Source organism: Lentzea xerophila, from assembly GCF_051094245.1.
GTDB lineage: Bacteria > Actinomycetota > Actinomycetes > Mycobacteriales > Pseudonocardiaceae > Lentzea > Lentzea xerophila.
The window spans coordinates 5,842,163-5,857,969 of sequence record NZ_CP194934.1; the positions used below are offsets into that span (position 1 = coordinate 5,842,163).

The 15,807-nt window shown below is 69.4% G+C and carries 1 protein-coding gene (running past one end of the window); it reads right to left on the reverse strand.

The genetic code is table 11. From position 1 onward, the window contains the following. Positions 1–15,807 carry the 3' end of a hypothetical protein gene (locus ACRSBM_RS27695; RefSeq protein ID WP_434447528.1) on the reverse strand. It continues 18,678 nt past the right edge of the window, so only the last 15,807 of its 34,485 coding nucleotides appear in the window; its start codon lies beyond the right edge, outside the window; it ends in the stop codon at positions 1–3.

Here is a 15,807-nt window from a genome sequence, read left to right on the forward strand (position 1 = left end):
TCACTGGTCCTGCGGTTCTTCCTTGATCTTGGGGAACTTGTAGCCCTCGCTGTAGTCGACCAGCACGATGCCGAAGGGGTTCTCTTCGGCGTTGATGACGTTGTCGAGCAGGAGCATGACGCTGCCTCCGACCTTGATGACGCCCGTGGGGTCGTTCTTGTCCGGGATCAAGACTTCGACGCTGACGAACACGGCGTTGACGCGCTTGCGGTCGATCTTCCCGTCGGGGGTGAGGACGGAGTTCGCGAAAGCGGTCGAGTTGCCGGCTCCTTCAGCGCTGATGAGGCGGGGGTTGTCGCGTGTTCCACCCTCCATCAGGTAGGACGGGTAGGCCGGGTGCTGTTCCCTCCACCGGTCTTCCTGCTCCAGTTGTCCTTGAGCGTCCAGGGTGTTGTCGAACATGCCGCCGAGGTAGAGGTCCACGAATCGTCCGCGGGTGAGCAACGGCTGCTGTTCAGCCTGGACGCTGCCCGGCGTGTTGGCGAGCAGGAGCTGGTACTGACCGACGAGAACCTTCTCCCGAGGCCCGACGTGGCGTGGCGCCACACGGCTGACGTAGACGGAGCTGTTCACGTGCTGGGGCCGCAGGGGCGCGATGGTGACGGTGTCCGGCGTCGGGTTGACCGCGGTGGCCACGACGTGGCGCACGCGTTCGGTCAGGTTGTACTCGAGCTCCTTCCACATCGCGCGGAGCTGCTGTGGTCTCATACGGGGCAGGCGGGAGTCGCGGGAGTCGTTGGCGATGCCCTCGATCTCGCCCTTGCCCCGCTTGCCCTCGACGACGCGGACGGTGATCTCGTCGGCACGAGCGCGGATGTCGGGATGGATGTTGCCATCGGGCCCGGCGAACAGCTCCGCGACCTCGAAGAGCGGGTTGTTCAGGGAGCGCCAGTAGAACTGGTCGTCCATTCCCATGATCGGCTGCAGGCCGTGGGTGATCGCACGTGAGGCGTACACGTCCTGCAACTCCGCGTCCTTTTCGGCCGCGAAGGTCTGTTCTCGCCGTCCCTGGTCCATCCAGCTCCCTCCCTCGACCTCAGGCTGGGCGTCGTGGGAGATGTTGTAGAGGTGCGCGACCTCGTGCGCGGCGATCAGACCACCGGACAGCTCCGCGACCCGCGCGGGCGTGAACCCGGACGGGTGCTCCAGCATGGCCAGCGCCCACTGCCCCACCACCCCGCGGGTGACGGGGTCGACCGGGGCCCCACCGGAGTCCCTCGTCAGGTCCAGGGCGGGGTGCACGTTCGCTTGGACGTGTTCCAACGCCTCCAGCAGCGTGGCCAGGCCGTGTGCGGGTGGCACCAGGGTGACGATCTGTTCGCGCACCTCGTCCGGCAGATCAGCACGCACCGGTGCGGCGGATGCGGCCGGAGCGGCCGGTGCGGCGGGTGCGACCTCGGGCGGGGTCTCGTGCTGGAGGTTGTGGATGTGCTCGGCCAGGTCTCCGGTGACCAGGCCACCGGAGAGCTCCACGACCTGCGCGGGCGTGAACCCGGACCGGTGCTCCAGCATGGTCCACGCCCATTGGCCGACCAGCTCCCTGGTGGTGGGGTCGGTCGGGGCACCGTTCGAGTCCCTCCTCAGGTCCAGGGCGGGGTGCACGTTGGCTTGGACGCGCTCCAACGCCTCCAGCAGCGTGGCCACGCCGGGTGCGGGCGGCACCAAGGTGACGATCCATTCGCGCACCTCGTCCGGCAGCGCCCTGTCCACCGCCGCAGCAGGTGCAACGACGACATCGGGCGCGGTGCCCTGAGAAGTGTGGTGGATGCGTTCGACGATTCCCGGGGTGACCAGGCCGCCGGAGAGCTCCGCGATCTGTGCGGGCGTGAACGCGGGCCGGTGCCGCAGCATGGCCAGCACCCACTGGCCGACCAGCTCACGGGTGGCGGGGTCGGTCGGGGCACCGTTCGAGTCCCTCGCCAGTTCCAGGGCGGGGTACGCGTTGGTCCTGACGTCCTTCAGCTCGTCGAGCAACGTGCCGGGGCCCTGCGCGAGCGGCACGAAAGCGATCACCCGCTCCCGCACCACGACCGGCATCTCCACACGCTCGGTCGCCCGATACTTGTCATCGCCGTCGTGGACGATGTAGTAGGTGTCGAGGTTGGCGTCGAAAGCGGCGAGGGTCGACACCAGGCCGGTCCTGGGAATCATCATCATGTTGACCCCCAGCACTTCGGCCACCAACCGAGGAACCCAGTGACCGCTCTGCGAGATCGAACGCTCCGAAGTGCGCAGATCGCGCTCGATCTCGTCCACCGGGAGCCCCGCTTCACCCAGGCCGTGCTCACCCCGCTCGGCCAACTTCCGGCGGCGATAGGCATCCGCTGTGGCCTGGCGCAAACCCGCCACTGACGCTTCCCGGCCAAGTCCCTCGAGCCGGGCAGACCACACACCCTCAGGCACAGACCTGAGCACGGCTTCGTAGAAGGAGTCCGGACCGGCTGCGACGTCGACGATGCCCAGCCCGAGCCGACCGGCGGCGAGAGACTGTTTGACCTCCGCGATCAGGTTCTTCATCTTCACGTTGTTGGCGTTAACACCCCGCTCACGAACAGCCGCAGCAGTCGATTCACTGCTCGCGGAAGGATTCATGGCGAGGTGCTCGCGGATGAAACCCCGGATCTGGTCAGGACTGAATTTTCCAAGACTCCGGGCCGGCACTCCCGGCGCCGGCCGGTTCTCGCCGTGCGAGCCGCCCTCGGTACCCGAGAATGCGAGGGGCGGTTCCACGTGCGGTGAGGCGGGACCAGATCGTCCCGGAGCCTGGGTTCGATCCGGGGCGACACCGCGGGGGACGGTCGCCCCGTAATGATCGCCGCCCTTGTGCACGACGTAATAGATGGGAAGGCTGTCATCGACGGCGGCGCTGCTGGCCAATGGCTGGCCGTCTGTGCGGATCGTCTTGAGGTTGACGTTCAGCACTTCACCCATCAACCGCGGATACCAAATTTCCATTTGAGGGGACACGTACCCTGGAGTGCGCAGATCGGTTTCGAGTTCATCCACCTCCAACTCGTCCCCAGGCTGCTTGCCCAGCGTGCGCAACCTCTCGCGGCGGTAGACATCCGCCGCAGCATGACGCAAGTCCTCCAGGGACACTCGCCGGCCGAGTTCCGCAAGCCGGTCCGACAACACATCTTCGGGCACAGACCTGAGCACGGCCTGGAAGAAGGAATCCGGGCCGGCCGCGACATCGACGATGTCCAGCCCGAGCGCAGCGGCGGCGGCAGAAAGCTTGACATCGCCGACCAGCTTCTCCAACCGCGATGAATCGATAGCAAAACCATTCGCGCGAATGGCCAGTTCAATCATTCTGTTGACATCGTGAGGATACTCATCAAGATGCTTGCGGACAAAATCTTTGATCCAGTCATCGTCAACCTTCTTACGACGCTTGAATGAATCCGCCATGTCATAGTAGATCAGACCACGCAGCCAATTGTCGTCAGGCGCGGCACCCTGACCGACAATCGCATTCGTTATGTCCTCAAGACTGCTGCCGGGATGATCGTCGCGGTACCTCTTGATCAGACCCTGGATGTGATCATCACTCGGCCGACCCGCGTCCACCGGCACAGCGGGCGCAACAGCGGACTCGACAGATCCAGCCACGACATCAGACGGGGTGTCGTCAGGGACGTCCTGCATGCGTTCGTCCTGCCGCACAACGATCAGGCCGCCGGACAGTTCCGCGATCTGCGCGGGCGTGAGCGCGGGCCGGTGCTCCAGCATGGACGACGCCCACCGGTCCACCAACTCACGGGTGGCGGGATCGGTCAGGACACCGCTGGGGTCCTTCTCCAACCCCAGGGCGGGGAACACTTTCGCCTTGACGTCCTTCAGCGCATCGAGCAACGTGCCCAACCCGTACGCGGGCGGCACGAAACCGATCAGTTGCTCACGCACCGCGGCCGGCATCTCCACGAGCTCGGTCGCTCGATAGTTGTCGTCACCGTCGAAAACGACGTAGTGGGTGGGGACGTTTTCGCCAAAAGCGCTGTGGGTCGACAGCCGGCCGTCCTCGCGGATCGCCCTGAGGTTGCGGCCCAGCACCCCCATCACCAACTGCGGAGCCAAGAAGGCGCTCTGCCTGTTCGAACGTCCCGGCGTGCGCAGACCGGTCTCGACCTCATCCGCCGGGAGCCCGAGCTCGTCCCGGCTCCGCCCGCCCTGCTCGGGCAGCTTCATGCGGCGGTAGGTGTCCGCCGTGGCGTTGCGCAGACCCGTCACGGACGGTTCCTGGCCGAGGCGCCCGAGCCGATCCGACAGCACGGCCCCGGGCACAGACCTGAGCACGGCTTCGTAGAAGGAGTCCGGACCGGTTGTGACGTCGACGATGCGCAGCCCGAGCCCCGCGGCGGCGACAGACTGCCCGGCGTTCTCGATCCGGGCTTCACCGGGGCCCTGCTGACGCGGGGCTTGCTGACGTGGGGGCTGGGTTTCCGACGCCGGCCGGTTCCCGTCGTGCGAGCCGCTCTCCACCGCGGGGGGTGGTTCCGCGTGCGATGGGGTGGGGCCGGACGGTTCCGGCGGGGTGTGAACGGCGGAGGTCCCGTCGTCGACCACGGTCACACGCGGCAGGTCCGGTGCGTGGACCGAGCCACCCTGGACGACGTCGAGCGGGGCGGTCGCGTGGTAGTGATCGACACCGACGTGAACGACGTGATAGGTGGGGAGGCTGCGAACGAGGGCGGCGTTGGTGGCCAACCGGCCGTTCTTGCGGATCGTCTTGACGTTGACGCCCAGCACTTCGGCGATCAACTGCGGGACCAGGTCGTGACCCGGAACGGGCGAACGCTCCAGGGCGAGCAGTCCTTCCTCCACCTCGCCCGCCGGAAGCCACATGCGGCGGTAGGCGCCCGCCATGGCGTGGCGCAGACCCAGCGCCGTCGCTTCCCTGCCGAGTTGCGTGAGCCGGTGCGACCACACGTCCTCGGGCACGGACCTGAGGACGGCCTCGTAGAAGGAGTCCGGGCCGGGAGCGACGTCGACAACGCCCAACCCGAGCTCAGCGGCGGCGACGGACTGCTGGACCCTGTGGATCAGATCCGCCAACCGCCCCTTTCTGATGGCCACACCCGGCACGCGAAGAGCCAGGACGATCATCTTGTCGGTGTCGTCGGGGTACTCGGCGAGGTGCACGCGGATCAACTCCTCGATCCGCTCGTCACCGAGGTTCTTGACAGGTACCGGCGCTGCGACGACCTCGTAGACCAGGGCACGCACCCGATCGGGGTCGACCTCGGGAACCCGACCGCTGACAGCGTTCACGATTTCCCGGACCGCGCTACCAGGACCACCGCCGTGGTACTCCTTGATCAGATCCTTGATCTGGTCGTCGGTCCGCACGCCGTGATCCCGGCTCCCCGCGTTCTCCTGAGCGGGGGTCGCGGTGTCCGGCGCCGACCGGATCCCGCTGCCCGTCGCCTCGTCGTTCCGCGGGGCGGCTTCGAGCCGGATGGTGGCCCGGTAGCGGCTGCCACCGTCGCGAACGACGTAGAAGGTCGGGAGCTCGTCGTTGATCACGACCTTCTCGGCCGTCAGCCGGCCGCGTTTGAGAGTCATCGTCTTGATGTTGACGCCCAGCACCGCGGGCATCAGCTGCGAGACCCAATGGGCGTTCCGCACGTCCCAGGTCCCCAGGTTGCGCACGCCTTCCTCCACCTCGTCCGCCGGGAGCCCCAGCTCGTTCAAGCTTCGTGAGTCCAGGTGGGGCAACGGCATGTTCCGGTAGGCGTCCGCCGTGGCCTGGCGCAGACCCAGCGCCGTCGCTTCCCTGCCGAGTTGCGTGAGCCGGCGCGACCACACGTCCTCGGGCACGGACCTGAGCACGGCTTCGTAGAAGGAGTCCGGGCCGGGAGCGACGTCGACGACGTCCAGCCCGAGCTGAGCGGCGGCGATGGACTGCTGGGCCAGGCGGAGCAGGTTGAGCATCTCCTTGTTGTCGAGGGAGACACCTTGCTTGCGAACAGCCGCGGCAGTGGAGACCTGGTCGTCACCGGGATGCTTCTCGAGGTGCTCGCGGATCAAACCCAGGACGTGGGTTCGAGCGAGCTTGTTGCGATGCCGGACCTGGGTTCCCATGACTTCGTCGAGCAGGGCGGCCACTCGCGCGTGGGGAGCTGCGACACCCTGAGCGAGGACAGCGTCCACGGCGTTCGTGACGCTGATCTTGGGGTGGGCCTCGTGGTACTCCTTGAGCACGTCCTTGATCTGGCCAGGACTCCACGCACTGTCGTCCTGCTCACCGGTGAGCTGGAAGAGCAGGAGTCGCAACTTCCCTTCGGAACGGGTGGCGTGCGGACCGACAGCCTTGAAGATCGCCGCGAAGTCGTCTCCGGGATGCTCGGCGAGATGCCTGCGGATCAGTTCCCCGTCCCGCGCGTCATCCGTGTTCTTCTGAGCGGGAGCCCAGGTTCCCGACACCGGCCGGTTCTCGTCGTGCGAGCTGCCCTGGACACCGGCGGATGATCCCGCAGCGGTCACGAGCGGTCCCGGTCCGCCGACCGGCGCCCAGGCCGAGGGATCCGGGACGGTCGCCTGGTAGCTGACGCCACTGTCGTGAACGATGTAGTGGGTGTCCCGGTTGTCGGAGAAGGCGTCGCTGGTCGACAGTTTGCCTTCTCTGCGGATCGTCTTGAGGTTGATGTTCAGCACGTCGACCATCAATTGTGGAGCCAGGTCGTCGATGCGCGCGTCCCAGCGCCCTGGAGTGCGCAGGTCGATCTCGAGCTGATCCACCTCCAGCGCATCCGGGTGCTGCTCGTCCAGCTCGCGCAACCTCAGGCGGCGGTAGGCATCCGCCGCGGCGTGACGCAAACCCCGCACGGACGCTTCCCGGCCGGCTTGCCAGAACCGGGTCCACCACACGTCCTCGGGCACGGACGCGAGAACGGCTTCGAAGAAGGCGTCGTTGCCGGGCGCGACGCGGACGATGCGCAGCCCGAGCGCAGCGGCAAGGGCAGACCGCCTGACCCCCCAGATCAGGTCCGACATCCGCGATGCCTGAACGGCAACACCGTGCGCACGAGCAGCAAGACTGATCATCTTGTGGAGGTCTCGTGGGTACTCGTCGAGATGCTTGCGGATGAAGTCCTTGATCTGGTCGTCACGGAACTGCTGGCGCCGGACCGAACTCGCCATGACCTCGTAGATCAGAGCGCGCAGGTGGTTGTCGTTGGGCACACCACCACGTCGGGCAACGGCATCCGCGATGACGTTGACACCGCTGCCGGGATCACCGTCGCGATACTCCTTGATCCAATCCTTGATCTGGTTGTCACTCGGCGGTTCCGCAGCCACCGGTGCAGCGGATGGGGCAGGCACGGCGGGTATCGCAGGCACGGCGGGTGTCACAGGCGCGGTGCCGCCGGAAGCACGGTGGATGCGCTCGGCCACGTCCGCGGTGACCAGGCCGCCGGAAAGTTCCGCTACCTCCGCGAGTGTGAACGCACGCCGACTCCCCAACATGGCCACCACCCACCGGCCGACCAGTTCCTGGGTGGCGGGGTCGGCCGGGACACCGCCGGCGTTCCTCGTCAGGTCGAGAGCGGGGTACTCGTGGGTTTGGACGTGCTCCAAGGCATCGAGCAGCGTGTTCCAGCCGCGGTCAGGCGGCACGAAAGCGATCACGCGTTCACGCACGGCGGTCGGCAGGTCCTTGTGCTCGGTCGCCTGGTACCTGTCGTCATCGCGATGGACGACGTAATAGGTGGGAAGCTTGTCATCGAAACCGACATGGGTCGACACCCAGCCGCTCTTGCGGATCGTCTTGAGGTTGACGCCCAGCACGTCGGCCACCAACTGCGGAGCCCAGTAGCCGCTGTGCGCGTTCTGATGCTCCGAAGTGCGCAGACCCTCCTCGACCCTGTCCGCCTCCAGCTCATCCGGGCGTTGCTCGCCGGGCTCGCGCGACCTCTGGCGCCGGTAGGCATCGGCCGTGGCCTGACGCAACGCCGCCACAGATCCTTCCTGCCCGAACCGGTCGAGCTCAGCGGACCACACGCCCCTGGGCACGGACCTGAGCACGGCTTCGTAGAAGGAGTCCCGGCCGGCCGGGACGTCGACGATCCGCAGCCCGAGCCCGTCGACGGCGATGGACAGCCTGGTGTCGTCGATCAGCCTCGTCAACCACGTGCTTCCGAGGAGGACCCCCTGCTCACGAACAGCCCGAGCAGTCGACTCGGTGTCGTCGAGGGGGTTCTCGACGAGGTGCTGGTGGATCACACGCTCAGCGGCGCGCTGCTCCTCGACCGTTCCCGGCTCATCCGACCCGTGCCTGACGAAGTGCGTCAGGCGCTGCAACCGTTCGTTCCTGACCTCGCCGACCAGCCTGTGCAGGTGGTCGTCGGAACCGGTGGCGCCCCATCCGCGAACCGTGGTGACAACCGCAGCGTCGTCATCGTCGGGATGACGGGCAACGTGCTCGCGGATCAGGTCCACGTCCCGCTCGTCAGCCGACTTCTCCTGAGCGGGTGCCCGGGTTGCCGGTGCCGGCTGGGTCTCGTCGTGCGAGCGGCCCTCGGTACCCGCTGTGGCAAGGGGTTCCGCGCGCGACGGCCCCGGTTCGCCGACCGGTGCGTGGATCAAGGCGTCCTGGGCGGCGTCGAGCGGGGCGGTCGCCCGGTAGTGGTTGAGGCCGTCGTGAACGACGTAATGGGTGCGGAGGCTGGGGTCGATGTCGACGCCGTTGGTCGACAGCCGGCCGTCGTGGGCGATCGTCTTGAGGTTGATCTTCAACACTCCGGGCACCAACTGCGCAGCTACGGCAACGCTCTCGCCGTCCCACTGTCCTAAAGTGCGCAGACCGTCCTCGACCGCGTCCGCCGGGAGCCTCATGCCCTCCAGGCTCCGTCCGCCCAGCTCGGGCAGCTTCAAGCGGCGGTAGGCGTCCGCCGTGGCCTGGCGCAACCCCGCCACGGACGCGTCCACGCCGAGCTCGTCGAGCCGGTCCGACCACACCGACTCAGGCACGGACGCGAGCACGGCAGTGTAGAAGTGGTCGCCGTCGGGTGCGATGTCGACGACGCGCAACCCCAGCGCGGCAGCAGTGGCAGCGGGGCTGTTCTCCTCCAGGGACAGGGCCACCAGCTCGTTCGCCACCGCGCCGGCGACCGATGGCCTGCTCCGCTTGTGCTGTGAGGTCACCACACCTTCGACGGAAGCCGCCGGGCGCTTCGACCCGGCGGCCTGTTCCCCGCCCGCTCCCGACTCGAGCCGCGCTCTCTTGAAGTCCTGGAAAGCCCTTGCCTGGGCCTCGCTGTACAGGTCGCGCCACCTCTTGGTGCCGGCGGTCATGCCCGTGCCGCGAGCCGCGTCGATGGTCTCCCTCTTGTTCTTGCCCGCGAGGATCTGCCGCCGCATGAACTCGATCTTTTCCTCGTCATCCCCGACCTCTTGAGGCCGGGGATCAGTGGCCGTGACCTTGTGGTACAGGTCCAGGAACCGCCTGTTCGCGACGTGGACACCCACCGCGCGAAGTGCACCACGAACCCCTTCGACGGTGCTCTGACCGGGGAGGTGCTGCCGGATCAGGTCCTCGATCTGCTCGTTCTCCCAGGTCTGTTCTGACTTGGAAGGAGCACCCGTGGCATTGTTGTAGAGTTCGAAGAACCGCGCGTCCTTGCGCCTGGCACCCTGCAGGCGCACAGCGTTGATGGTTTCCTTCTTCGATTCATCGGGATGCTCTGCACGTCGCATCCGGATCAGGTTCTCGACTTCCTCGTCGCTGAGCCTCCTGGGAGCGGAGTCCTGTTCGTTCGACGAGGAGGCATCGGGTCGTACCGGGAGGTCCTGATCACCGGGCGCTCCACCGCGGGGCCCGCGCGGGCTTGCCAGTCCCAGGTCCTTCGCCAGTGTGCGCACCAGGTCGTCGGGGCTCAGGGCCGGAACCGCCGACACCCCCTGGTCCGTGGTGTAGAGGTGGTGGGCGACCACCTCCACGGCGAGCTCGTGCTTGTTCCGCTGCTCCACCTGCTGCGCACTGGGCTCTCCCAGGGACATGGGCGGCACCGAGTGGCGTTCCACGATCTTGCGCGCCTGGTCGTGGAACGCGCTCAACGCGTGGGCGGGCATCTTCTGCCACCACACCGGAGCCGGCTGCTGCGGATCCGTCCACTCCGGCCGCTGTTCAGGCCCGGCCGGAACGGTCCGCGGTGAACCGCTGCGGGCAGCGTCCAGGTCGTCAAGGCCAGCGAAGGACGGGGTGTCCGACTCCGTCCCGATCGGTTCGCCCGAGACCTCGACGACCGCCTCCTCCGGCGGAGCCGCTGAGTCGGCACGCGTGGACACACCGTCGCGGACGGTGGCCGTCGAGTCGACCTCCGGCTTCGGCTCCGGGTCCACAGTGGAGGGTGTGTCGCCGGCCGGGTCGGTGTCCGCGGTGTCCGCAGCGGGTGCGGTGGGTGCGGCGTCATCGGCGGGTGCGGCGAGCGGCCGGGGTGGCGGAGTGGAGCCGTCTTCGTGCGAGACGGGTGGCGCGTCGTCCGGGACCGGTGGTGCGTCGGCCGGAACCGGCGGCGCATCGTCCGAAACCGGCGGCACCTCAGCCGAAACCGGTGGGGCGTCGTCCGACATCGGCGACACATCACCTGACACCGGTGTTGCGTCGTCCGACAATGGCGACACGTCACCTGGCACCGGCAAGTACTCCGACAGCGGCGACACGTCACCTGACACCAGAGGCAGATCCTCCGACAACGGCGACACATCACCCGACACCGGCGACAGATCCCCCGACGACAACGACGACACGTCGTCCGGTACCGGCAGCCCGTCGTCCGACGACAGCGACGACACGTCGTCCGAGACGGGCGACACCTCCTCCGGCACCGGTGGCAGCTCCACCGAAGCCGGCCGCACCTCCTCCGGGCTCGGCGTCACGTCACCGGAGACGGGCGGTGCGTCGTCCTCAGCGAACACGGCCCGCAGCTCGACCCGGACGTCCCCGGCCTCCGCGACGTGCCTCATCTCCACCTGGACGGGCGGGCGCGGCGCCGTTCCCGCACCGCGACGGGCAGAGCGGGTGATCTCCGCCATCACCGCCGACACCGCGGCTGCCGGTGCCGGACCGGTGAGGTCGCCGTGGGCGACGACCTCCAGACCGGCGAACGCGTCCTCGCCCGCCCCTGCGAGGACCCGGCCGACGCGGACCCGGTCGGCGGGGGTGAGCCTGGGCGCTGCCGGGGACAGGCGGATCTCGGCAGTGGGGTTCGGGCTGGGACGCGGTGCGGGCACCCGTGCACCGGACTCGTCCACGGCAACGGGCGTCTCCGTCGTACCGTCAACGAGGTCCCGCAGCTCGGCCGGTGTGTCACGGGGGCCGAGGTCGAGCGGCGGCAACAGGTGCTCGTCAGCGGGTTCGGTGAGCGTGCCGACCTGCGCCTCGTGCGCGTGCAGGGCGTCCCACCAGGCGTCGAGCGCGTCGGCGTGGGCGTTCTCCGCCCGCGCCAACGCTTCCGTCGAGCCCTCGACGCGGCGCCGGGCGGCATCGAGCGCTCCCGCGAGGGCGGAAGCTGCGGCCACGAGCGTCGCGTCGGCCGCCGCGAGGGCGCGCGCGGTGTCGGCGAGCTCGGCGGGGATCCGGTCCTGGTGGTCGTCGTCGACCAGCACGACCGCGTCGCGGACCTCGAAGTCCACGACGGCGGCCCGGTCGCGGTGCCCCGTGTGGCCCTTGGGCCTGGCGACAAACCGCACCTCGATGTCGTTGAGCCACAGCCCCGTCAAGCCCGTCGAGCTCGACGGGGGAACGGACTCGCCGTCGTGGTGGTGCTCGGCCTCGGCCTCACCTTCGGAGCCGATGCCGCCCACCACCCGCAGCGGCACCGCGAACGCGGCGCCGCCGCCGAGGGTCTTCTGCTCGCCGAATTTCTCGTGGCCCGGCGGCTGCGTGCCGCCCGGACCGAGCAGGGGGCCGGCGGCCATGCCGAACTCGGCGGCCGACTCCTCCGCCACGGTCTCGGTGCCGGAGCTGTTGCCCTGCGTCGAGACGGTGGTGCGCGCCGAGACGCCGGTCAGCGTCGGGGTGCCGGTCCTGCGCGCGTGCAGTTCGAGTGACCGGCCGCCGCCGAGCGGGATCTCCAGGGGCGTCCCGGTGGTGGCGTGCAACGGGAGCAACGCCTTGAAGCGCGGCCCGGTGAGGGTGGTGCGCAGGGCGCGGCGGACGTCCGCGGGGACCTCGCGCTGCCCCGTTGCCTCGCGATGGGCGAGCTCGGCCGCGGCGACCAGGTCGTCGGCGCCGAACCTGAGGTGCCCGGCCCAGCCGCGGCCCAGACCGGCGTCGCCGCGCCAGCGCGCGAGGGCGTCCGGTTCGGCTTCCTCCTCCGGCCGCACGACGGGGGTCGTGACCGCGGCGGGGCGTGCGTGGACCGTGTCCTCCGGCAGGTGCAGGATCGAGACGTCGTGCGCGGCGCCGGCCTCCGCCACCCGCCGGCCGTGGCGTTCGATCGCGACGGTGAACCCGACCGGAACCTGGAACCTGGCGAACGTCCCGGAGGTCTCGGCGCTGCTCTCGCGCACGACCTTGTGCGTCTTTTTCGTCGTCCTCTTCTTGCGCCCCAGCAGGACGTCGCCGATGACACCGCCGCCCATCATCGCGTACGGGTTGCTGCGCGAGACGTTCTCGTCCGGCGCGGGGCCACCTGCCTGGAGTGCGGGCAGCACCACCGGCTCCAGCCGCAGCACCGTCCTGGCGAAGGTGCGGACGCGGGAGCCGAGCGTCGTCGTGCCCCTGGTCTGCTTGACGTCGCCGTGTTCGAGGCCGGCGAACACCGGCTGGTCCAGCACCTCGTTGGTCATGACGACGTCGTAGGTCTCACCGGTGGTCCGGTCCTCCAGGCGCAGCGGCCGGGGAACACCGCCGCGCACGGAGTCCTCCAGCGTGGTCTGCGCGTCGGAGAGCCACGAGCTGATGGCCGCGTAGTTGTCGTGGCCCGTGCTCAACGGGGAGAGCGGGATGAGCCGGCGGGCGCGCTTGGGGCCGAGTGAGCGTTCGAGGTCGCGGCGCAGCTCGGGCAGCACGGACCGCAGGTCCACCACGCCGTCCACCACGCCCAGGCCCACCGACAGCGGTCCGCCGGGACGCAGGAACGCGGGAGGTGCGACGACCCGGTCCCCTGCCGTCTCCTCGGTTCCGTCGTCCGCGGCTCCGGTCGGGTCGTCGTCATCCGCGAGCGCGTCGGCCACGGCGGAGGGAGCGGCCGGTGCCGTGCCGGCCAGCGTGGTGACCGCGAGCGCCGCGAGCGCGGACGTGGCGGGATCGGTTCTCGTGGCCAGGTCGCGGACGCGGGCGTCCTCTTCGGCCTGCTTCGTGCGGATGGCGTCCAGCTGCGCGGTGGTCACCCAGGCCGTGACGGCACGCGGGAGGTCGAACTGCTCGTTGGCCGTGGCCGGAGCTGCGGGCCGCAGCACGCCCCAGGCGTTGCGCCAGCGGCGCGACCGCACCTCCGCGACGACCGTGGTCCGCACACCGAACCGCACGAGGTGCAGGCGCTCGGGCTGCCGCGCGGTGGAGGTGCCGGTCGCGACGTCCGTGGCGACGTCCTCGGTGCTGGACTTCTCGAGCACCATCGGGTCGCCCTCGATCACCAGCAGCGCGCCGGGTTTGACGGTCGCGCCCTCCTTGCCGTCGGTCGTGACGTCCTTGTAGAAGGCGAACGCCGTCAGGTCGGCCGCGGCGGTCACCGCCGCGGTGAACTCCTTGCCCGCACCGACACCCGTCTCGACCGCGGCGGACGTCACCGCCTGCCGCCAGCCCTCGCCCAGCACCTCGACGTCGTGGGGCTGGAAGGAGACCTCGGCCGCCGCGAACCGCTTGACCCGGCGCCGCGCCCACTGCAGTCCGCGGACACCGGTGGTGCGGCTGAAGACGCGCTGGTCGGCCATGACCGCGTCGGGCGACAGCACGGTGTCGACCAGCACGCTGTTGTCCGACTCCGCGAAGGAGAAGGCCGGGTCTCCCGAGGCGCGGGTGAGGGCGTTCTTCACGGCGGCGCGCACGTGCGCCAGCCCCTCGAAGCTCAGCACCCTGATGCCGTCGAGGTCCCGGGAGAGACCGCGGCGCAACGGGTCGGCGGACACCGGGGCGTCCGGTTCCGGTCGCAACGTGATGTGCGGCTGGTCCCGGCGCCCGGCGGTGCGCTCCACGACGACCGGGTCGGGTCGCATGCGCGACACGTGCGCCTCGGGAACCCACACGTCGGCTTCGACCCGGAACGTCGTCTCCTCCGACGTGGCACCCGATTCCGGGTCGACCAGCGCGACCGGCTCCGTCCGCGGCACGTGCAGGCCGGGCCGGCCGATGCTCAGGCCGCGCACCATCGCGTTGTGGCGCTTGTAGGTCTGGCCGCTGAGCGTCCAGTCGACCGTGGCGGTGAAGCGGTGCTTCGGCTCGGCCACGACGGCACCGGTGTCGTCGAGCGCACCGCCCTCGCGCCGTTCCTCGCCCCGCTTCGCGGTGACGCCGGAGAGCCCGGACCTGGTCCAGGCGAAGGCGCTGTAGAGCGACGCCACCACGACGACGGCGCGTTCGGTGATGGTGGCGGTGACGCGGCCCGCCGCACCGACGCCGGTGGACCTGGTGCGGGACTTGGTGTGCTGGGTCGCCTGCGTGTCGGAGGTGGTGACGACGGCGGGTTCGGCGGCGGTGCGCACCTCCCCGGTGTCGCGCAGGTCCGCCAGCGACGCCTTGAGCGTGAACGACACGTGGTAGTCGTGGCCCCAGCCGTGCTTGGGCTGCACCGGGATGCGCAGACCGTCCGCGGACAGCGCCCGGTCCGCGAGCAGACCGAGCTCGCGGTCGGTGAGCAGACTGCGCAGGGCGTCCCTGCGGCCCAGCGCCTCCTGGAGCTTGCGGCCGATCTTCCCGCCCGCGGAGGGGTCGTCGAACTGGGACAGGAACCGGTCGCTGCTGAGGTACCACCGCTTGTGGCCGGGAACGGTGCGGACCGAGTTCTCGATCAGGTCGAGGACCTGGGACGCGACCTGCGACACCTCCAGCGACGCCCCCGCGAGCGCCCGGCCGGACTCCAGCGCCTCGGGCCCGTAGAGGCGGCGCGGCGGCACGACTTCCTCCTCCGGCGCGACCTCGGCCCTGACCTCACGCCACTCCACCGCGCGCACGTCGCCGGCGAAGGTCATAGCGGGCTTGCCCGGCACCCGCACCTGGAGGTCGAAGACGCGCTCGACCTGCTGCGCGCGCCCGCGGCGGGTGCTCGTCTGCTTGACCTCGCCAGAACGGCTGATGGACTGCTTGTGCGCGCTTTCCACCCCGCCCATGACCACCGGACCGGCGACCAGGCCTGCGACGCCGAGGTCGAACCCGGGGCCGGCCATCATCTTCGAGTTGGCGCCGTGGCTGGCGGTGCCCGAGTCGGAGACCTCCGCACCGATCGACTCGACGTCGGTGAACGTGACGTCGTCGAGCGTGCGGAGCACCACCGGTTCCTCGCGCTCGACCAGGCGCATCTCGACGGCACTGGGCGTGTGCAGCCACGCGACGAACGGGTGCTTGCCGGTGAACAGCATCTCGGACCGGACCCAGCCGTGCCCGCGTTCGGCCTGCTCGGCGGTCACGGCCATGTCCTGGTAGCGCTTCTTGAACGTGCTGTCGTCGAGGAACTCCCTCAGGTTGCTGCGTCCTGGCCGGCCCGGCTTCACCAGCGACCCCGGCAGCGCGGAGACGACCTTGTCGAACAGCCGGTGCTCGCCGTCCGCGTCCGGCGGCAGCGGCCTGCCCCGGTAGCTGCCCGGCGCATTCCGTCCGATGTGGACCGACTCGACGAAGACGGGCCCGTCAGCGAGAACGCCTCC